The 20231-nt window shown below is 71.7% G+C and carries 20 protein-coding genes and 1 tRNA gene; 5 read left to right on the forward strand and 16 right to left on the reverse strand.

The annotated features are described in order from the left end of the window. Window positions 1-147: 147 nt before the first annotated feature. Window positions 148-966, forward strand: coding sequence for an SIR2 family NAD-dependent protein deacylase (locus ACM9LD_RS13515; RefSeq protein WP_415677154.1), 819 nt, complete (start codon window positions 148-150; stop codon window positions 964-966). On the opposite strand, the gene ACM9LD_RS13520 is transcribed toward ACM9LD_RS13515, so the two are convergent. Then, a complete protein-coding gene (locus ACM9LD_RS13520; protein ID WP_415677155.1) occupies window positions 941-2278 on the reverse strand; it encodes a hypothetical protein in 1338 nt (445 codons plus the stop codon). The two genes, ACM9LD_RS13515 and ACM9LD_RS13520, sit on opposite strands and share 26 nt — an antisense overlap. A gap of 36 nt (window positions 2279-2314) precedes the next feature. Between ACM9LD_RS13520 and ACM9LD_RS13525 the strand changes: the two genes are divergently transcribed. Further along, complete coding sequence (locus tag ACM9LD_RS13525) at window positions 2315-3121, forward strand: shikimate 5-dehydrogenase (protein ID WP_415677208.1); 807 nt, start codon at window positions 2315-2317, stop codon at window positions 3119-3121. A 27-nt stretch (window positions 3122-3148) separates the two neighbouring features. Here the strand turns inward: ACM9LD_RS13525 and ACM9LD_RS13530 are convergent, their stop codons facing one another. Both ACM9LD_RS13530 and ACM9LD_RS13535 read right to left on the reverse strand, forming a co-directional pair. Beyond that, the gene (locus ACM9LD_RS13530; protein ID WP_415677156.1) at window positions 3149-7366 is read right to left on the reverse strand and encodes an AAA domain-containing protein; all 4218 of its coding nucleotides are present in this window, start codon (window positions 7364-7366) and stop codon (window positions 3149-3151) included. A gap of 109 nt (window positions 7367-7475) precedes the next feature. Then, entirely contained in the window at window positions 7476-9287 is a 1812-nt protein-coding gene (locus tag ACM9LD_RS13535) for a DEAD/DEAH box helicase (RefSeq protein WP_415677157.1), read from the reverse strand. Between the two features lie 100 nt (window positions 9288-9387). Here ACM9LD_RS13535 and ACM9LD_RS13540 point away from each other — a divergent pair, with 100 nt between their 5' ends. Beyond that, entirely contained in the window at window positions 9388-11172 is a 1785-nt protein-coding gene (locus tag ACM9LD_RS13540) for an AMP-dependent synthetase/ligase (protein WP_415677158.1), read from the forward strand. 79 nt (window positions 11173-11251) lie between these two features. Here the strand turns inward: ACM9LD_RS13540 and ACM9LD_RS13545 are convergent, their stop codons facing one another. Then, complete coding sequence (locus ACM9LD_RS13545) at window positions 11252-11629, reverse strand: DUF3817 domain-containing protein (RefSeq protein ID WP_415677159.1); 378 nt, start codon at window positions 11627-11629, stop codon at window positions 11252-11254. Next, complete coding sequence (locus tag ACM9LD_RS13550) at window positions 11626-12096, reverse strand: transcriptional regulator (RefSeq protein ID WP_415677160.1); 471 nt, start codon at window positions 12094-12096, stop codon at window positions 11626-11628. Before ACM9LD_RS13550 ends, ACM9LD_RS13545 begins: the two co-directional genes overlap by 4 nt. A gap of 85 nt (window positions 12097-12181) precedes the next feature. On the opposite strand from ACM9LD_RS13550, the gene ACM9LD_RS13555 reads away from it, so the two are divergent. Together ACM9LD_RS13555 and ACM9LD_RS13560 are read left to right on the forward strand one after the other, a co-directional pair. Then, a tRNA-Leu gene (locus tag ACM9LD_RS13555) sits at window positions 12182-12263 on the forward strand. A 345-nt stretch (window positions 12264-12608) separates the two neighbouring features. After that, window positions 12609-12965 carry a hemophore-related protein gene (locus ACM9LD_RS13560; RefSeq protein ID WP_415677161.1) on the forward strand — a complete coding sequence of 119 codons (357 nt, stop codon included), beginning with the start codon at window positions 12609-12611 and terminating at the stop codon, window positions 12963-12965. Between the two features lie 69 nt (window positions 12966-13034). Here the strand turns inward: ACM9LD_RS13560 and trbK are convergent, their stop codons facing one another. From trbK to clpS, 11 genes are read right to left on the reverse strand one after another with little or no spacing between them, the layout of a single operon-like run. Next, window positions 13035-13316 (reverse strand): entry exclusion lipoprotein TrbK, encoded by a 282-nt coding sequence (trbK, locus tag ACM9LD_RS13565; protein WP_415677162.1) that lies wholly within the window; start codon window positions 13314-13316, stop codon window positions 13035-13037. Window positions 13317-13373: 57 nt separating this feature from the next. Then, window positions 13374-14621 (reverse strand): LCP family protein, encoded by a 1248-nt coding sequence (locus ACM9LD_RS13570; RefSeq protein WP_415677163.1) that lies wholly within the window; start codon window positions 14619-14621, stop codon window positions 13374-13376. 27 nt (window positions 14622-14648) lie between these two features. After that, window positions 14649-15269: an RdgB/HAM1 family non-canonical purine NTP pyrophosphatase gene (rdgB, locus tag ACM9LD_RS13575; RefSeq protein ID WP_415677164.1), complete on the reverse strand. Its 621-nt coding sequence runs from the start codon at window positions 15267-15269 to the stop codon at window positions 14649-14651. Further along, window positions 15266-16048 (reverse strand): ribonuclease PH, encoded by a 783-nt coding sequence (gene rph, locus ACM9LD_RS13580; RefSeq protein WP_224646344.1) that lies wholly within the window; start codon window positions 16046-16048, stop codon window positions 15266-15268. The genes rdgB and rph overlap by 4 nt, the downstream gene beginning before the upstream one ends. A gap of 34 nt (window positions 16049-16082) precedes the next feature. Continuing rightward, entirely contained in the window at window positions 16083-16844 is a 762-nt protein-coding gene (locus tag ACM9LD_RS13585; RefSeq protein WP_224646347.1) for a cyclic nucleotide-degrading phosphodiesterase, read from the reverse strand. Window positions 16845-16872: 28 nt separating this feature from the next. Further along, a complete protein-coding gene (locus ACM9LD_RS13590; RefSeq protein ID WP_415677165.1) occupies window positions 16873-17523 on the reverse strand; it encodes a rhomboid family intramembrane serine protease in 651 nt (216 codons plus the stop codon). Window positions 17524-17559: 36 nt separating this feature from the next. After that, window positions 17560-18528 (reverse strand): PLP-dependent cysteine synthase family protein, encoded by a 969-nt coding sequence (locus tag ACM9LD_RS13595; RefSeq protein WP_415677166.1) that lies wholly within the window; start codon window positions 18526-18528, stop codon window positions 17560-17562. Next, window positions 18529-18801 (reverse strand): MoaD/ThiS family protein, encoded by a 273-nt coding sequence (locus ACM9LD_RS13600; protein WP_224646353.1) that lies wholly within the window; start codon window positions 18799-18801, stop codon window positions 18529-18531. Continuing rightward, on the reverse strand, window positions 18801-19241 hold the full coding sequence (locus ACM9LD_RS13605; protein ID WP_415677167.1) for a M67 family metallopeptidase: 441 nt from the start codon (window positions 19239-19241) through the stop codon (window positions 18801-18803). The genes ACM9LD_RS13600 and ACM9LD_RS13605 overlap by 1 nt, the downstream gene beginning before the upstream one ends. Window positions 19242-19269: 28 nt before the next feature. After that, complete coding sequence (locus tag ACM9LD_RS13610) at window positions 19270-19878, reverse strand: DUF2017 domain-containing protein (RefSeq protein WP_415677168.1); 609 nt, start codon at window positions 19876-19878, stop codon at window positions 19270-19272. Then, complete coding sequence (gene clpS, locus ACM9LD_RS13615; RefSeq protein ID WP_224646359.1) at window positions 19879-20226, reverse strand: ATP-dependent Clp protease adapter ClpS; 348 nt, start codon at window positions 20224-20226, stop codon at window positions 19879-19881. Window positions 20227-20231 lie beyond the last annotated feature (5 nt).

Below are 20231 nucleotides of genomic sequence, written 5' to 3' on the forward strand. Positions count from 1 at the left end.
ACGGGTGTATCCGACTGCCGATACACCCATGAATCCACGCAGGTCCACCACCACGTGACCACGATCACCGATGTTTCCCGCGAGTAGCAGTTGTTATCGAATCGTTACCTACCCCATCGCCCCGTCGACGGTCGGTAGTCTGTGCCGATGCAGCCCGGAATGCACCCTTCCGACCGCCCCGCCGCAATCCCCGTCCCCGCCGCCGTGGCGGAGTTGGTGCGTTCCGCCGAGTCCATCGCGGTGCTCACCGGCGCGGGCATGAGCCGCGAATCCGGCATCGCCACGTTCCGCGAGGCGCAGACGGGTCTCTGGGAGCAGTACGACCCGGAGGCGATCGCCTCCGTCGACGGCTGGAGCCGCGACAACGCCCTGGTCTGGGGCTGGTACCAGTGGCGCGCGCACGTCGCGCGGCAGGCGGACCCCAACGACGGCCACATCGCCCTCGCCGAGCTGGCCTCGCACCGCACCGTCTCGATCGTCACGCAGAACGTCGACGACCTGCACGAGCGGGCCGGCTCGCGGGTCATCTCGCACCTGCACGGCAGCCTGTTCGCGCCGCGCTGCGAGCACTGCGGCACCCCCTACCTCGGGTCGGACGCGTTCCTCCCCGACGACGCCGACGTGGAGCCGACGCTGCGCGCCACGCCGCCCACCTGCATGCACTGTCTGTCGCTGGTGCGGCCCGGCATCGTCTGGTTCGGCGAGCCGCTGCCGATGGACGCCTGGAGCCGCGCCGAGGCCGCGGTGGTCATGGCCGACGTGGTGCTCGTGATCGGCACGTCGAACATCGTCTATCCCGCGGCGCGCCTGCCGGAGACGGCGCTCGCGGCGGGGATCCCGGTGATCGAGATCAACCCGGAGGCCACGCCGCTCAGCGAGGCCGCCTCGTACCACTGGCGCGGCACCGCGGCCACGACGCTCCCCGCCCTCGTCGCGGCGATCAACGCGGGCGCGGCCCGCCCGTAGCGGGCGGCGCGGGCGGGCGTGGGGCGTCCGGCGGACCGTCGGACTTCCACTGGCCGATGACGCCCGGGCCGACCAGCGGCATGCCGCCCACGATCTCCTCGCCGTTCTTCCGGTCGATGAGGTAGGCGGGCAGACGGTGGCGGCCGTCGCCCTGGCCGCGCTGCGCGCCCGCGCCGGCCGCCGGCATGCCGTACGGGCCCGTCGAGGGCCGCGCACCCGTGGTGGTCGCTCCCGTGCCGACCTGCGGCGCCGCGGATCGCGCGACCGCGGCGTCCTGCCGCAGGCCGAGCGGCGAGGCGGTGCGCCCGACGTCGCCGCGGCCGCCGATCCCCGACAGCCCGGCGCCGGTGCGGGCGGCCGACGTGAGGGGCACGCCCGTGGACGGCGACAGCAGCGACGACGGCGTCGCGGTGTCGGCCGGCGGATCGTAGGTCGCGTCGTCCGTCGTCGGGTCGGTGCCACCCCCGAGCCCCTCGCCCGCGCCGGTGTCGCCCGAGCCGGTGCCGGCTCCCGTACCGCTCCCCGCCCCGGTCCCGGTCCCGGTCCCGGCTCCCGTGCCGGTGCCTGTGCCGGCCTCGTCCGCGGCGGTGTCCGTGCCCGTCGTCGCAGTGTCGACGGGGGCCGTCCCGGTGACCGCCGTATCGGTCCCGGCACCGGTGCCCGTGTCCGTCGTCCCGCCGTCGCCCGTGCCGGCGCCGTCGGTCGGGGACGCCGTCCCCGGCTCCGTCGGCGCCCCGGTGCCCGCGGCGTTGTTCTTGGTCGCCGCGGGCCCGACGTGGCGGAAGTCGGTGCGGCCGCGGCTCTCCCCCAGCGGCAGGGTGGACGCGGACGTCTGGACCGGCGCGGAGTAGGTGCTGCGCACGCTCTCCGCGACCTGGTTCCGATAGCCGGAGTTCGACCACGCCTCGTCGCGGGAGGGCGGATCGGGCAGGTCGCTGAACTTCCCGTTCGTGGTCGTCGCGGTGTCGGACAGATCCTCGACGTCGCCCACCAGCCGGCGCAGCGCGACGGCGTTCGCGTACGCCCGGTCGGTGTACTGGCCGATCTCGACGTACGACTGGTCCTTGGCCTCGCCGCGCCAGCGGGCGCTCAGGAGACCCGCGTCGCGCTGCAGCTCCGCGAGGCTGTCTGCGTGCGAGTTCCCCGCGCTGCCGATCGCACGCGCGTCCGCCGCGACCCCCGAACCGGAGAGCCCGCGCGCGAAGTGCCGTATCTCGGAGACCGACATCTGCTCCCACGCGGTCTGACCGATGCCCTGGAAATCCGTCACATCAATTGGACGCACCAGGTGCGCCCGCGGTTCCCGATCCACCGGATTAGGGTGAGCGGGGTGAACGACTCGATCGCCATGCCCGACCGCGACACCGTGCTGTGCATGTCGCTCTCCGGCCGGCCCAGCAGCATCGGCACCCGGTTCCACAACTACCTGTACCGCGAGCTCGGCCTGAACTACCTCTACAAGGCCTTCACCACCTCGGACCTGCCCGCGGCCATCGGCGGCGTGCGGGCGCTCGGCGTGCGGGGTTGCGCGATCTCGATGCCGTTCAAGGAGGCGGTGATCGAGCTGGTCGACGTGATGGAGCCGTCGGCGAGTGCGATCGACTCGGTGAACACGATCGTCAACGAGGACGGCGTGTTGCACGCGTACAACACCGATTACGCCGCGGTCGCCTCCCTGCTGGCCTCGCACGGCGTCGATCCGACGCTACCCGTCGCGGTCCGCGGCTCCGGCGGGATGGCGAAGGCGGTGGTCGCCGCCCTGCGCGACCACGGCTGCGCCGACGTGACCGTGGTGGCCCGCAACGCGGGCGCCGGTTCCGCGCTCGCGGACCTGTACGGCTTCCGGCACGCGACCGAGGCGCCCGACGGTGCGCGGGTCCTCGTCAACGCGACGCCCGTCGGCATGGCGGGCGGTCCGGCGGCCGAGGACCTCTCCTTCCCCGCGGCCCTCGTCGCGGCGGCAGACACCGTCTTCGACGTGGTGGCGATGCCGCCCGAGACGCCGCTGGTGCGGGCCGGGCGCGCCGCGGGCACGACGGTGATCACCGGTGCGGAGGTCATCGCGCTGCAGGCCGCGGAGCAGTTCGTGCTCTACACGGGCGTCCGCCCCGACCCCGAGCTGGTCCGGGTGGCGTCGGAGTACTCGCGCGCCTGATCCGGGGTCGCCCGGGTGGCGGCCGGCCTACTCCGTGTCGATGTCGAGCCCGACGGGCTCCCACAGCTCGACGGAGCCGTCGTCGGCGCGCTCGCCGACGGTGAGGGCGCGCTGCAGGGTCAGCGGGCGGACGCCCCGGCGGTCGAGCGCCTGCACCACGACGGACATCGCGGCGTCGGCGTCGGTCGCGAAGACGGATTCGCGGACGCGGACGAACTCCCAGCCGCACCGTCGGAGCTCGCGCTCGCGCTCGATGTCGGACCGGGCCTGTTCGGGCGTCGAGGCGAAGTCGGCGCTGTCGCACTCGACCGCGAGCCGGCCCTGCTCCCCGGTGACCACGAGGTCGATGGAGCGGTTGTTCACCACGACCTTCGGGTTGACGTGGTAGCCCATGTCGCGCAGCCGCACGAAGACCTGCTGCTCGAAGAGGTTGTCGAAGGGCTCGACGCGACGATCCGTCGGCACGTCGGGCGGCATCGGTTGCGCCACTTCGACGTCCGCGCGGGTGACGTAGCGCAACAGCGAGGCGCGCAGGTCGTTCGCCTTGAGGTCCTGCTCGTCGACGGACGTGAACAGCCACAGCTGGTCGCGGGCGCGCGACGCGGCGACGTTGAACCGGCGCTGGAAGTCGCGGCCGGTCAGCGCGCGGAACCGGTAGTCCGGCGCGACCACCATCGACAACAGCACAACGTCGCGCTCGTCGCCCTGGAAGTCGGGCGGCGTACCCACGCGCAGGCGACGGGCGTCCCACTCGTCCGGGTCGATGCTCTCGCGCAGCCGCCGGTACAGCTCGTCGACCTGCCCCTGGCCCTGCAGCGCGATGACGCCGAAGGTGCGCCCGGCGTAGAGCGGGTCGGCGAAGCAGCGCACCAGCTGGTCGACGATGGCCTGGGCCTCCGTCGGGTTGCTGATCCGCGCGCCCTCGCCCTCGACCTTCGCCTTCGGCACGTGGGTGACCCGCAGCGGGACGGGACGGTCGGCGCCGTAGTGCCGCACCGGGATCAGCGGCGCATCGCTGTAGAACTGCCGCGAGCTGAAGTCGATGATCTCCGGCATGCACCGGAAGTGCTCGCGGAGCCGCACGGTGTGCCCGAAGCGCGTGCGCAGCAGGGTGAACAGGCTCGACCGCGGGGTCAGCGAGTCGCGCAGGTACGGCGGGATGTCGGGCAGCTGGGCGTCCAGCCGGGCGAAGACGTCGTCGAGGCTGACGCCGGTGAACGCCGAGGGCGCGCACTGGTTCTCGTCGCCCACGACGATCACGCGCGGCGCGAGCCACAGCAGGAAGGAGCTGGTGATGTCGGCCTGGCTGGCCTCGTCGACGATGACCACGTCGAAGGCGTTGCGCTCCGGGGAGATCGACGCGACGACCTGCGAGATCGGCATGATCCACGCGGGCACGGCGGACTGCGCCTGACGCATCGCCTCGCGGGCCGCGACGCGGAAGCGCTCGGCGTGCCGGCCGGAGCCGCGGCCGATCGAGGAGACGTGGTCGCGGTAGGCGTGCAGCGCCTGGATCTCGTCGAAGGTCATGCGGCGCAGGCACTGCCGCCACGCGCTCGCCGTCGCGATCCGGGTGGTGTAGTGCGCCACGTCCTGCTCCGCGGCCTGCAGGTCGGCCTCGAGCTGGGCGTCGTCCCCGGGGTGCACGCGGGACGCGGCCCAGGTGACCGCGCGGCGCCAGGACCAGGCCGCGGCCAGTTCGGGCACCCGGACGTCCCACACGGGGTCGTCGGCGGTGCGGGCGACGAGGTCGAACAGGGCGGGCGCCTTCGTCCGCAGGCGCAGCGCGAGGAGGTCCAGCGCGCCGCGGTCGTCGCGCTCGGCGCGGGCGGCGTCCCAGGCGCGGCGGGCGTCGCGGATCGCGGGGTACTTGTAGCCGCGGAGGGCGGCGACCATCGCGTCGCCCTCGGGCGACGGGCCGCGCTCGACCATCTCCTGCACCTGCACCCGGATGGCGTCGAGGCGGCTGTGCGCGTCGCGCGCACCGGCGGCGGCCGAGATCGCGATCACCTGGCGGGCGGTCTGATCCGTCTCGGCGAGGTCCTTGGGTCGCGGCGCGTGCTCGGAGAGGGCCTGCATGGCCTCCACCAGGCGATCCCGTTCGGCGACGAGGCGCACGACGGTCCGCGCCCGCAGAAGCTGGTCGGCGGCCTGACTCAGCCGCTCGCTGCGGCCCCGCGTGGCGGTGCGGCCGGACGGGTCGGTCGCGGGCGCCTCGAGCCCGAGCGCGCGCAGCACGTCGCCCACGCGGCCGATCACGTCCTCGACCTTGAGATGCTGTGCGGCGGCACGCAGATGCGCCTTGTCCGCCCCGTCGGCACCGTCGACGACGATGCCGAGACCGGTCGCCTCGAACTGCTTCTGCTCGGGCTTGCGGAACCGCTTACGCGGCTCGTTGCCCAAGGACAGGTGGCGCGCGTAGTCCTCGATCGCGGCGCGATCGTTGGCGTCCGGGGTGTCGCTGAGCTGGACGACGACGCCCTCGAGCTCGCCGTCGGCGTTGCGGGCCGTGGCGATCTGCTCCTCCAGGCCGCCCAGCCTGGCGGCGAGGTGCGCGCGATCGCCGATGAGCATGTCCTCGGCCAGCAGCTGCGCGGACGGCGGGTAGCGGCGCACCCGCTCCACGAGCTCGTGGATCAGGTCGGCGCGGGCCCGGATCACGGCGAGGCGGTCGGCGTCGACGCCGCCGAGGACGTGCGTCAGTGCGCCGCTGTCGGCACCCGCCAGCGGGGAATCCGCGAGGGTGGCGCACAGCGCCTCGAGCTCGTCGGCGTCGGGGACCTCGGAAAGGTTGGGCAGGTTGTGCGCGAGGCGGCGCGAGAAGTTCTCGTCGTTGCGCCGCAGCAGGGCGACGAGGCGGTCGAAATCGCGGGTGTCGAGCGGGGGCACCGCGCCGTCGACGGGGCCGGGCAACCAGGAGTACTTGTCGGCGTCCCGGCGGACCTGGGCGACGATCTCCGCCGGCTTGCCGGAGTAGGCCGAAGCCAGCCAGTCGGAGTCCTCGCTCTCGGCGGTGCGCAGCGACCAGACCTCGCGGACCAGCTCCTCGCGGCGCTCGATGGCGCGGTCGCGCTTGGCCCGCAGGTCGCGGATCTCGGCGTCGGCGAGGGCCTCGGAATAGGTGGACTTGCGGGTGGCGATCTCCGTGACCGACGCGGCGAGCGAGGCCGAGCCGTCCTTGGTCACGTCGGTGACGGAGACGACGAGCTGGCGCACCTCCGGCGGCAGCTTCTCCTCGAGCACGGCGAGGGCCTGCGCCTTCTCCGAGACGACCAGCACGCGTTGCCCCTTGGCGAGCAGGGCGGCGAGGAGGTTCGCGATGGTGTGGGTCTTGCCGGTCCCGGGCGGTCCCTCGACCACGACGCCGGAGTCGGCGCCCATGTGCGCCAGGATGTCCCGCTGCTCGACGTTGGAGGGCAGCACGTAGTACGCCTCGTCCAGGAGCTCGAGCGGGCTCATCGCGCCGTCCACGGCGAGTTGCCGGATCCGCTCCTCCGAGCTCACGCCCTCGACGAGCTGCGCGAGCCCGATCGGCACGTCGCGCTCGGCGTCGGCGACGTCGGCCTTCATCGCGTCGTAGAAGCCCAGCAGGGGCGCCGAACCCCGGGTGCGGAGGACGAGTGCCGGGGCGAACTCGACGTGCGCTCCCCCGTCCTTCGCCGCGGCGCCGAGCCACGTCGACGTGAACTCCTGGCACGCGGGATCGAGCACGGTGCGGGCGTTCTCGCGCAGCTCCGTCTGCAGTTCGGCGGAGCCGGAGAGGTCGAACGACGGGAGCCCGGCGAGCAGCAGCGAGTCCTCGACGCGGGGCACGGAGTCGCGCGGGAGCACCACCGCCAGGCGCTTGCCGCGGCGGTCGCGCTCGAGCAGCACCGGCTGGGTCAGCAGGTGCGCCCGGATGGCGGTGTCGCCGTCGCGGGCGGTGAGCAGGCCCGAGGCGAGCACCAGCTCGACCGACTCCGGGTGGTCGGTCAGCTCGTCGAAGACGCGCAGCAGCCGCGAGTGCGGCGAGTCCGGGGCGTCGTCGCGCGGCACCGTGAAGATCGTGGCGCCGGGCTTGGCGTCGGCGTCCCAGCTGTCGGTGAGGGCACCGTCGCCGGTGAGCGGCAGCACCGCGAGGTGATCGTCGAGGTCCCGCGTCACGACGGACCGGGACCGGATCAGCTCGTCCAGGTACTGCAGCAGACGGACGACGCGATCCCGACGGCCACCGGGGCCGTCGCCCTGGTCACCGGCGGCGGTCATGCGCTCCTCGAGTCTGTCGGGTCGGCCGCAGCCGACAGTCGGCGCGCCCGGGTCGAGCTACACCTTGACTAAAGGTTAATACATCTGTGAGCAAACGCCGACACGCTCGTCACCGCTTGCGGCCCGCGCGGAAACGCTGCTTGCCCGCGCTCGGCCGGCCCGACGGTGCGCCCGGGTCGCGCTCGAGGTTGATCAGCTGCCCCGAGATGCGGGTCCGCTCCAGCGCGTCGAAGACGTCCCGGTCCAGATCGTCCGGCAGCTCCACGATGCTGTGATCCGGGCGGATGCTGATGTGCCCGAAGTCGCTGCGCCGCAGCCCGCCCTCGTTGGCGATCGCGCCGACGATCTGCGACGGGGTGGCGTGCTGCCGCTTCCCCACCGCGATCCGGTACGGCACCATCGGGCGGCCCGTCTTGCGATGCGTCGACGGTTCGCGGTCCCGATCCCGGTCCCGGCCGCGCGCGGGGCGGCCGTCGCGGTCGCCGAAGTCGCGGTCCTTGCGGTCGCGGGCGTTGCGCTCGCGCTCCGGCGGGTCGGGCTTGAGCAGGAACGAGGCGCCGTCGCGCGACTGCAGCGCCAGCGCCGCGGCCACGTCGACCAGGGGCACGTCGTTGGCGCCCACGTAGTCCTCGATCAGCCTGCGGAACATCTGCAGGTGGTCGTTCGTGAGGTTCTCGGTGATGGACTCGCCGAACTTCTCCACGCGGTGCGCGTTGACGTCCTCGACCGAGGGCAGGCCGATCTCGGTGAGCGGCTGCCGGGTGGCCTTCTCGATGGCGCGCAGCAGGTGCCGCTCGCGCGGCGTCACGAAGAGCAGCGCGTCACCCTTGCGGCCGGCCCGGCCGGTGCGGCCGATCCGGTGCACGTAGGACTCGGTGTCGTGCGGGATGTCGTAATTCACGACGTGGCTGATCCGCTCGACGTCGAGGCCGCGGGCCGCGACGTCGGTGGCGACCAGGATGTCGATCTTGCCCTCTTTGAGCTGGCCGATCGTGCGCTCGCGCTGCGCCTGCACGATGTCGCCGTTGATCGCGGCGGCCGCGTGCCCGCGGGCGCGCAGCTTCTCGGCGAGTTCCTCGGTGGCCGACTTGGTGCGGACGAAGATGATCATCCCGTCGAACTCCTCCACCTCGAGGAGGCGGGTGAGCGCGTCGAGCTTGCGCTGGTGCGCGACCTGCAGGTAGCGCTGCGTGATGTTCGACGCCGTCGCGGTCTTGGCCTTGACGGTGACCTCGACCGGGTCGTGCAGGTACTTCTTGGAGATCTTGCGGATCGCCGGCGGCATGGTGGCCGAGAAGAGCGCGACCTGCTTGAACTCCGGGGTGTCGGCGAGGATCCGCTCGACGTCCTCCTGGAAGCCCATGGTGAGCATCTCGTCGGCCTCGTCGAGCACCAGGAACTCGAGGTTCGAGAGGTCGAGCGTGCCCTTGGAGAGGTGGTCGATCACGCGGCCCGGGGTGCCGACGATGATCTGCGCGCCACGGCGCAGGCCCGAGAGCTGCACGCCGTAGCTCTGGCCGCCGTAGATCGGCAGCACGGTGATGGTGGGCATGTGCACGGCGTACTTGCCGAAGGCCTCCGACACCTGCAGCGCGAGCTCGCGGGTGGGGGCCAGCACGAGCGCCTGGGGCTTGCGGCTGTCGCCGTCGATCTTGGAGAGCACGGGCACGGCGAACGCGGCGGTCTTACCGGTGCCGGTCTGCGCGAGGCCGACGACGTCGCTGCCGGAGAGCAGCGGCGGGATGGTGGCGGCCTGGATCGGCGACGGATTCTCGTACCCGACCTCGGCGAGGGCGCGCAGTACGCGCTCATCGATTCCGAGGTCGAGGAAGGTCACCGGTTCGGCTTCGTTCTCCGGAGCCTGCACGTCATCGACGACGGCGGCGGGGGCGGTGCGCTCAGCACCGAATTCATCAGACATTGTTTCCCCAGCATATGCGGTATCCGCCGCGCACGCGAAACACTATCGGAATCGGACATCCTCCGATAGGTTGTGCTCATTCCACTATCTGCATGAGGAGATGAAGTTGCGCATCGAGTCCACGGCACCCACCCGGACCCACGCACCGTCCGACAATCTGACCACCCGGGTCCGCGACCTCGCAGCGTCCGCACCGTCGACGGAGCTGTTCCTGCGGCCCTCCGGCTCCGGCTGGTCCCCCGTGACCGCGGCGCAGTTCAACGAGCAGATCACCGCGGTGGGCAAGGGCCTCATCGCCCGCGGGGTCGACGCCGGCACCCGGATCGCGATCATGAGCCCCACCCGGTACGAGTGGGCCCTCCTCGACTACGCGAACTGGTCCGTCGGCGGTTCGACGGTGGCGGTGTACGAGTCCAACTCGGCCGCGCAGGTCGAGCACATCCTCGCGGACTCCGCCTCGATCGCGCTCATCACCGACACCCGCGCCACGGCCGACCGGATCGCCGCGGGCGTGCCCGCCGGCACGCAGGTGTGGGTGATCGACGAGGGCCTCGTCGACGCCCTCGTGGCCGACGGTGCCGGGGTCTCGGACGAGGACTACCTCGCGCGGGCGACCGCCGTCGAGGCGTCCGCGGAGGCGACCCTGGTCTACACCTCGGGCACCACCGGCAAGCCGAAGGGCGTGGTGCTCACGCACGACAACCTGCTCAGCGAGTACGACGCCATCCACGAGGGCCTGGACAAGATGGCGGGGAAGAACGCCAGCACGGTGATGTTCCTGCCGCTCGCCCACATCTTCGCGCGCGCCATCTCGGTCGCCGCGGTCCAGCACTCGATCCGGGTGGCGCACACGGCCGACCTGTCGAACCTGACGGGCCTGTTCGGCGAGCTCAAGCCCACCTACATCCTCAGCGTGCCGCGCGTCTTCGAGAAGGTGTACAACACCATGAGCGCGAAGGCCGAGGAGGGCGGCAAGGGCAAGATCTTCAACGCCGCGGTGGACACGTCCATCGAGTTCAGCAAGGCCCGGGACACGGGCGGCGCCGGGCTGGTGCTCAAGCTCAAGCACGCGCTGTTCGACAAGCTCGTCTACTCCAAGCTGCGCGAGGCCCTCGGCGGCCAGTGCGATTGCGCCGTCTCCGGCGGCGCCCCGCTCGGCGCGCGCCTCGGCCACTTCTTCCGCGGCGCCGGCGTCACCGTCTACGAGGGCTACGGCCTGTCCGAGACCAGCGCGGCCATCACCTGCAACACGCCCACCGAGCAGCGGATCGGCACCGTCGGCCGGCCCGTCCCCGGCAACGAGGTCGCGATCGCGGACGACGGCGAGGTGCTGCTCCGCGGTCCCGTCGTCTTCGGCGGCTACTGGGGCCTGCCGCAGGCGAACGCCGAGGCGCTGCAGGACGGCTGGTTCCACACCGGCGACCTGGGCTCCCTCGACGCCGACGGCTACCTGTCGATCACGGGCCGCAAGAAGGAGATCCTGGTGACCGCGGCGGGCAAGAACGTCGCGCCCGCGCAGACCGAGGACGCGCTGCGCCAGCACCCGCTGGTCTCGCAGGCGATGCTCGTGGGCGACAAGCAGCCCTTCGTCGGCGCGCTCATCACCCTCGACCAGGAGGCGCTGCCGGGCTGGCTCGCGGCGCACGGGCTGCCGGCCGAGATGACGCTCGAGGAGGCCGCCGCCAACGACGTCCTGCTCGCCGAGATCGCCTCCGCCGTGGGAACCGCGAACGCGCTGGTCTCCAAGGCCGAGCAGGTGAAGAAGTGGAGCGTGCTCAGCACCGACTTCACCATCGAGGGCGGCGAGCTCACCCCGACGCTCAAGGTCAAGCGCAACGTCGTCATGGACAAGTACGGCGACGAGGTCGACGCGATCTACGCCTGATCGCCCCCGGACGACGAACGCCGCCCCTCCCCTGCGGGAGTGGGCGGCGTTCGTGTTCGCAGCGTGTCGTCGCAGCGCGTCAGACGTCGAACTGCGCGCGGATCTCGTCCGAGTTCTTCTTCTCGAAGTAGAAGCCGAGCAGCGGGATGGTGCCCGCGAGCAGCGTCAGCAGGAAGCGCGGAGCGGGCCAGCGCACCTTGACGCCCAGGTCCAGCGTGAGGATCAGGTAGATGAAGTAGCCCCAGCCGTGGATGATCGCGATCAGTCCGAGCCAGCCCGGGATCGGCCAGTCGAAGGCAGGCGCGAGCAGGTACTTGTAGATCATCTCGGCGCACAGGATGAGCAGGAAGTAGCCGGTGAAGTTGGCCATGAAGCGGTAGCGCTTGAGCGCGCCGCTCACCTGGTCGCGGCGCTTGGCCGCCAGATTCTCCGCCGTCGGCGCGGGTGCGTCGGTCACTTCTTCTCCTCGGTCTGCTCGCTCCCCGCCAGTTCGGCGAGGAGCTTGTTGTACTCGTCGTGCGCCGGGTCGTCCGGCGCGGTGTCGGGGGCCGACGGTGCCGCCACCCGGGTGGGCAGGAAGCCGTCCGGGATCGCGGTCAGCGTGCCTGCGGGCGCGACCGTCGGCCGCGGCGCGACGGCCGGTCGCTCGACGGGGGAATCCTCGGGCGCGGCATCCGCGCCGCCCTCGGCCTCGGCGACGAGCCGGTCCTGCAGCTCCGCCTCGTCCTCGAGCTGCACGAACCGGCGGTAGCCCCAGATCGCCGCGACGGCGAAGAGCGGCCACTGCAGGGCGTAGCCGAGGTTCCGCGCGGAGCCCGCGCTGGACTCGAAGCGCCCCCACTGCCACCAGCCGAGCGCCAGGAACGCCGCGGCGGCGATCACGACGAACGCGATCAGCGCGGGGCGATGACGACGACGTTTCACGACCTCGACGGTACCCGTCAACCCGGCGGTGTCCGAATACCGGTATCGTGACCTGCGCCGCAGCCGAGGCTCTCCGCTGCCGCACGCGCCCGTGGCGGAATTGGCAGACGCGCTGGATTTAGGTTCCAGTACCTCCGGGTGTGGGAGTTCAAGTCTCCCCGGGCGCACCCTTCGCTCAACCGCTCTCCGTCGTCTCTGTGAATCCACGGCTCAGGTGAACAGGAGGCCAGATTTGGCCTCCTGGCTATCTCAGCCGTGGATTCACAGTCGCTTCCGTGACCAACCCCGGTCACACTGACCTCGCGGCAGGAACTTTTTCGCGGAACTACTTCGGTCCCCTTCTCAGCCGGGATCGCCCCTGCACAGCCCGCCCGTAGCGGGTGGATCGTGCCCCTTGAAACGGCGTTCCCTGTGAATTCTCTTCGGAGGAACTCAGTTTCGCCCCGCTACGTTCGGAGGAGTGGCTCGGACCGCCCACCGGTGGATCCGAGCGACGACGAAGGGAGAACCACATGCTCACACGATGGAAGATCGCCGCCACCGCCGGCGCTGCCGGCGCCCTCGCCCTGGCCCCCGCCGCGATGGCGCAAGCGGCACCGTCCGACCCGGTACCCGGCACGAACTGCACGGTGGCCCAGGTCGAACGCGCGCTGGTCGCCGTCGCGCCCGAGGCGGCGACGATGGTGAATCAGGTGCCCGGCGGCCGCGCCGAGGCCGAACGGATCCTGACGCTGCCGCCCGCCGAGCGCACCGCCCGGATCCACGAGCTGGGCCGGCAGAACCCGCAGCTCGCGGCGTACTACAGCCAGAACCAGGGGAAGATCAATCAGACGATCGGCGTCGTGGCGTCGACCTGCTCGCAGTACTGATCGCCCCACGCACCACGAAGGCGCCGACTCCACCGGGAGTCGGCGCCTTCGCCGTACGAGCACGATCCGTCAGGAGATCGGGATCTCCTTGATCTTCGAATCCGGCTTGCCCGCCGTCTTGCAGTAGACGATCGCCTGCTGCTGCAGTCCCGTGATCACGAGCGCCGAGGGCTCGTCGCCGTGCTTGTCCTTGTACAGCTTCGTCACCTGCTCGCGCTGGTCCGCGTCGGACATCTTCTGGTAGTTTTCGCAGGTCGTGTCGCCGCCCTGCTTCGTGCAGCCGGTGAGGGTGAGCGCGGCGACGGCGAGCACCGCCGCACCGAGGCGGATTCCGTTCGTGGGCTTCGACATGGGGCACCTTCCGGCTGGATGACGGGACGGGTCGACCCTACCGAGACGCCGGTCGCGTCAGTCGACGCAGGGGATCTCGCCCCCGCGCAGGGTCGTCCCGGAGTCCGGCACCGGGCCCGCCGCGGCGGACGTGGGCACCGTCGTCGTACCCGGCGCGCGGGGCGCGGTGAAGCCCACGGGCTTCGGAGCCGGCGTCGCGCCGGCGGCCTCGGTGGCGTCGGAGGTCTCCTCGGCGTCATCGGGTTCGGGCACGGACTGCCCGAAGGCCTTCTGCACCTGCGCACGGATGGCCTTCGGATCCACCAGGTTCACGGCCTGCTGGTCGATCATGTCGTAGCCGAGCACCGGCAGCGTCGTGAACGTGAGGTTCGTCCCGGCGATCTGGCCGGCCTGCTGCGCGAACTCCTGCAGGTCCCAGCCGTCGGAGACGACGACGTCCTTCTGCGCCACGGCGATCAGGGACTGCAGCTTCCGGACGTCGCCGAAGACGCCCTGCTTCTGCAGCTGCACCATGACGCCGGCGATGAACGCCTGCTGCCGGTGCGTGCGGTCGAGGTCGCCGTCGGCGAGCCCGTGCCGCTGCCGGACGAAGGCCAGCGACTGCGCGGCGTTCAGCTTCTGCCGACCGGCGGGGAAGGCGGCGCCGGAGTAGCTGTCGCGCACCGGGTTGTTGAGGCACACCTCGACGCCGCCCAGGGTCTGCGCGAGGTCGTAGAAACCGACGAGGCTGACCTCCGCGAAGTGGTCGATCGGCACGCCCACGAGCCGGCCGACGGTGGCGATGGTCGCGGCGCGCGCCGACTCCCGGGCCTTGCTCTCGAGCTCCTTGCGGTCGGAGACGCCCGTCGCGGCCAGCTTGTCCTCGACCTCGGCCTTGCGGGTGCCGTACGCCTCCTTGATCTTCCCCTTCTTCTTCGACTCGACGCCCATGAAGGTCACGTAGTCGTCGCGCGGGATCGAGAAGGCGGTCACCTTCTTCCCGTCCGCGGGCACGTGCAGGAGGATCAGCGTGTTGGTGTTGTAGCCGCCGTTGTCGCTGGTACCGGCGTGCAGTTGCTCGAGGACGTCGGCGGGCAGCGGATCCCCGTTCTGATCGCGCCGGGTGTCCAGCCCCATCAGCAGGATGTTCTTCGCACCACCCGTGGACTTGGCGACCTTGGCCTCGGCGAGCGCGCGCGAGACGTTGAATCCGCCGATCACCAGATTGGTGCTCCACCAGACTGTTCCGGTGACGGCGAGCACGACGGCCGACAGCAGCGCGATGGCCACGCGGCCACCCCGCGCTCCCGACGGTCTGCGCTTCACGCGGCGACATTACCGCGCGGAGCACCCCTACTCGGGGACGCGCGCCGCGAGCGCCCGGAGCGGCTCCACCAGCTGGGCGAGCGCCCGCGCGCGGTGGCTGATCGCGTTCTTCTCCTCCGCGGTCAGCTCCGCGGCGGTGCGATCCGAGCCCTCCGGCAGGAAGACCGGGTCGTACCCGAAGCCGCCGTCGCCGCGGGGCTCCCGCAGGACGGTGCCGCGCCAGGTGCCGCGCACCGTCCGCTCCCCCGTGCCGTCCACGAGGGCGCACGCCGAAACGAACTCGCCGCCGCGCCGCTCGTCCGGGGTGTCGGAGATCTGCGCGAGCACAAGGGCGGTGTTCGCCGGGTCGTCCCCGTGGCGGCCGGACCAGCGCGCCGAGAGCACGCCGGGCATGCCGTTGAGGGCGTCGACGCAGATGCCGGAATCGTCGGCGAGGCAGGGCAGTCCGGTCCGCTCGTAGCCCTGCCGGGCCTTGATGAGCGCGTTGCCCTCGAACGACGGCGCGTCCTCGGGCAGCTCCTCGAAGGCCGGGACCTCGTCGAGCCCGACGACCTCAAGGCCGACGATGCCCGCGTCGGCGACGACCTGCCGCAGCTCGCGGAGCTTCTTCGCGTTGCGCGAGGCGAGCAGCAGCCGGGCGCCCGTCACTGCCCGAACTTCTTCTTCTGTTCGCCCTCGAACTCCGGCAGCACGCCCGGGTACGGCGCCGCGAGCGCCTCCTTCTGCACGGCGAAGAGCTTCTCGGTGCCGGCGACCGCGGAGTCGAGCATCCAGTCGAGGGTGGTGCGGGCGAAGGTGGCGCCCTCGCCCGTGCCCTGCACCTCGACGAGGGTGCCGGTGTCGGTGGCGACGACGTTCATGTCGACCTCGGCGCGCGAATCCTCCTCGTACGGCAGGTCGAGCCGGACGCGGCCGTCGACGACGCCCACCGAGACGGCGGCGATCGCGCACGAGATGGGCTGCGGGTCGGTCAGCTTGCCGGCGGCGCCGAGGTAGGTCACGGCGTCGCACAGCGCGACGTAGGCGCCGGTGATCGACGCGGTGCGGGTGCCGCCGTCGGCCTGCAACACGTCGCAGTCGATGGCGATCGTGTTCTCGCCCAGCGCCGCGAGGTCGATGCAGGCGCGCAGCGACCGGCCGATGAGGCGGGAGATCTCGTGGGTGCGGCCGCCGACCTTGCCCTTGGTGGACTCGCGGCGGCTGCGCTCGTGCGTGGCGCCGGGGAGCATCGAGTACTCGGCGGTCAGCCAACCCTGGCCCGATCCGCGGCGCCAGCCGGGCACGCCCAGCTCGACGCTGGCGGTGCACAGCACCTTGGTGTTGCCGAACTCCACCAGCACCGAACCGGCGGGGTTCTGCGTGAATCCCCGGGTGATGGTCACGGGGCGGAGTTCGTCGTCGGCCCTGCCGTCTGCGCGTCTGCTCACGGCCCCAGCCTATCGCCTCCCGTCGGCGGGGGCGCTAGAGCTCGAAGACGTCGCCGCCCGTCACGGCGTGGACCGGCCCGTCGTAGACGGAGCGCGCCTCGGCGAGCACCGCTTCGCGCGAGGTCCACGGCGGGATGTGGGTGAGCAGCAGCCGCCCGACGCCCGCGTCCGCGGCGGCCTGGCCGGCCTCGACGCCCGAGAGGTGCACGCCCAGCGGGCGGTTCGCGGGGTCGTGCGTCCAGCTGGCCTCGGCCAGCATCACGTCCGCGCCGCGGGCGACCTCGACGAGGTTGTCGCAGACGCCGGTGTCGCCCGTGTACGCGAGGACCTTGCCGCTCGGCGACGTGATCCGCAGGCCGTGCGACTCGGGCGGATGGAACATGCGGAAGGGACGCACGGTGAGGCCTCCCACGACGTGGTCCTCACCCTCGGCCCACGCGGAGAAGTCGAACGTGTCGGAGATGTCGTCGAGCATCGCCGCCGACTCGGCGGAGGCGCGCCCCAGGCGCTCCGGGGTGTCCGCGGGGCCGATCAGGCGGGCGCGGCCCACCGCGGGCTCCGGGTGGTAGCGCCGCCACACGAGCAGCGACGGCACGTCGAGGCAGTGGTCGGCGTGCAGGTGCGAGAGCATGACGGTGACCGTGTTCGGGTCGACTCGCTGTTGCAACTCCCCCAACACCCCGGGTCCGAAATCCATGACGACCGGATCCTGCCCGTCCACCTCCAAGAGGTATCCCGAGCAGGCCGCCCGAGGACCGCCGACGCTGCCGGAACACCCGAGGATGGTGAGACGCATGAAGCACATGCTGCCAGATCCGCGATCGTCACGAGGCAATCGCGCCGACCTCACGGGAATTGCCAGGTCCGGACTCGGTGCGGGCGCGGCGCCCGAGCAGCACCGCCGCGAGCACGCCGCCGACGGCGCCCCACAGGTGCGCCTGCCACGAGACACCGGGCTGACCGGGCAGAACGCCCCACAGCATGCCGCCGTAGAGCACCATGAGCGTCACGCCGACGATGATGTCGAGCGGTTTGCGGGTGAACAGCCCCCGCACCGCCAGGTAGGTCATCCAGCCGAACAGCACCCCCGACAGCCCGATCACCACGGTGTTCGTGCCGCCCGTCACCCACACGCCGACGCCCGACACCAGCCAGATGATCGCGGTGGCGAGCAGGAACCGGCCGGCACCAGCGATCAGGCCCAGAAAACCGAGGATCAGCGCCGGAACGCTGTTGGCGGCCAAGTGCTCCCAACCGCCGTGCAGGAGCGGAGCGGCGGCGATCCCGCGGATCGCGTCGCCACCCTCACGCGGGTGGATGCCCCACTGGTCCAGGGAGTTGCCGGCGACGGTGTCGACGACCTCGATGGCCCATAGCGCGGCGACGAAGACCGCGATCACGATCGCGGACCGTCCGGCCGTGCTCCCAGCCGCTCGCCGCACGGGCGACCGCTCGTCCTTGATGGGAACCGTCATGGCGACCTCCTCGCGCGAGCGGAGGCGGTGCTTCACTCACGCCCAGAGCTGGCCGTCGAGGGCCTCCTCCGCATCTTCCAACGTACCGTCGTACGCGCCGGTCGACAGATACTTCCATCCCGCATCCGCGACGACGAAGGCCACATCGGCGCGCTCGCCCGCGGCCAGGGCCTTGTTCGCGACGCCCAGCGCGGCGTGCAGCACCCCGCCGGTGGAGACGCCGGCGAAGATCCCCTCGTCGTCGATGAGCTGCCGCATGCGGCGCACCGCGTCGTAGGCGCCCACGGAGAACCGCCGCGTCAGGACCGTCTCGTCGTAGAGCTCGGGGACGAAGCCCTCATCGAGGTTGCGGAGCCCGTAGACGAGCTCGCCGTACCGCGGCTCGGCGGCGACGATCTGCACGCCGGGCACGTGTTCACGCAGGTAGCGGCCGGTGCCCATGAGCGTGCCGGTGGTGCCGAGCCCCGCGACGAAGTGCGTGATCTCGGGCAGGTCGGCGAGCAGTTCCGGCCCCGTCCCCGTGTAGTGCGCGCGGGCGTTCGCGGGGTTGCCGTACTGGTAGAGCATCACCCAGTCGGGGTGTTCCGCGGCGAGCTTCTTCGCCTCCGCCACGGCGCGGTTGGAGCCGCCCGCGGCGGGGCTGGAGATGATCTCGGCTCCGTACATGGTGAGCAACTGACGCCGCTCCGCGGAGGTGTTCTCGGGCAGCACGCACACCAGCCGGTAGCCCTTGAGCTTCGCGGCCATCGCGAGGCTGATCCCGGTGTTGCCGGAGGTGGGCTCGAGGATGGTGTCGCCGGGGCGGAGCCGGCCGTCGGCCTCGGCCTCCGTGATCATCCGCAGCGCCGGGCGGTCCTTGATCGACCCCGTCGGGTTGCGGTCCTCGAGCTTGGCCCACAGCCGGACGGCGGGCGCACCGTTGGACCCGTCCCAGCGGGGCGACAGGCGCGGCAGCCCGACCAGCGGCGTCCCGCCCAGCGAGTCGAGCAGCGAGTCGAAGCGCACCTATCCGCCCGCCACCGCGGGAAGCACCGTGACGGTGCCGCCGTCGGCGACGGGGGTGTCGAGGCCGCCGGTGAACCGCACGTCCTCGTCGTCGACGTAGACGTTGACGAACCGGTGCAGCGCGCCGTCGGCGATGAGCCGGTCCTTGATCCCGGCGTGGCGGGTCTCGAGGTCGTCGATGACGGCGGCGAGCGTCGCGCCGTCGGCGGGGACGCGCTTCTGGTCGCCGGTGAGCGGGCGCAGGATGGTCGGGATGGACACGGTGACGGACATCAATCCTCCAGGATGTGGACGGGCTCTTCGGTGATCACGGAATCGACGATGCGGTAACTGCGGACCTCGGCGTCGGGGCCGAGCTCGTCGCGGGTGGAGATCAGGACGTAGTGCGCGTTCGGCTCGGAGGCGAGGCTCGCATCGGTGCGGGAGGGATAGGCCTCGGTGTGGGTGTGCGAGTGGTAGATCACCACCGGCTCCTCGTCGGCGTCGTCCATCCCGCGCCAGACGCGCAGTTGCTCGCCCGAGTCGAAGCGGTAGAACGTGGGCGAGCGCTCCGCGTTGAGCATCTCGATGAACCGCTCGGGGCGGTCGGAGCCCTCGGGCCCGGCGATGACGCCGCACGCCTCGTCGGGGTGGTCGCGGCGCGCGTGCGCGATCATGCGCTCCACCAGGTCGCGCTTGATCGTCAACCCGCGCGGCGGGCCCGGCTCCGTCATGTGCCGTGCAACCGCCGCCGGGCGCGGGCTATTCCGGCTCGCGGTCGAGCATCACCGAGACCAGCACGTCGAGCATCGCCGAGAGCCAGTGGTAGACGTCCACGTGCCCGGCCCGGGCCGGGTCCTCGGAGGACGGCCCGTCGGGCAGGTCGGCGGTGATGCCCAGCAGCGTGCCGAGCGCGAGCCGCAGGTCGTTGATGCAGGTCAGCCAGTCCTGCGCCTCGGACTCGGTGAGGGAGACGGTGCCGGCCCGCTCGGGCAGGGTGGCGAGCACCGTCTGCGCGGCGTCGCGCTTGGCGTCGATCACCTCGGGCTCGTTGAGGGAGCGGAGCGCGCCGTTGAGGTCGCGGGCCAGCTCGCCCGACGGTGCCTCGGTCGCCCCGGGCGCGTTGGCGTCGGGCCGGTAGAAGTCGGGCAGCAGTCGCTGCAGCACGGTCTCCTGGGGCGGCTCGGCGTGGCCGGTCCGCAGCCCGGTCAGCTCGGCGAGATCGTCGTGCGGGGCCGAGTCCTCCCGCTCGTCGAACAGCTCGACCAGGGAGCCGACGAGGGACCGGACGAGGCCGACCTCCTCCGGATCCATCTTCGAGGCGAAGCGGACATCGCCGCGCACGCCCCGCTTGACCTGCCAGTTACGCACTCAGTCGTCTCGCTGCATCGTCGCCCACAGGCCGGCCGCATGCAGCTTGCGGACATCGGCCTCCACCTTGTCGCGGTCGCCCGTGGAGACCACGGCCTTCCCCTCGGTGTGCACCTGCATCATCAGTTCCTTGGCTTTGGCCGTGCTGAAGCCGAACAGCTTCCGGAGCACGAAGGTCACGTACGACATGAGGTTCACCGGGTCGTCCCAGACGACGGTGACCCAGGGCTTGTCGAGCGCCTCGTCGGTCTTGCGTTCGAGCACCGCGGACGTACCGGGCTGGGCAGCAGTGGAACCTCCGCCGGGACCACCGTCACTTCCCGGGGCCGCTGCGCTGCTGTCGGTCATGGTTC

Origin of the sequence: Tsukamurella hominis, assembly GCF_965137015.1 — a bacterium.
In the GTDB taxonomy this organism is placed as follows: domain Bacteria; phylum Actinomycetota; class Actinomycetes; order Mycobacteriales; family Mycobacteriaceae; genus Tsukamurella; species Tsukamurella hominis.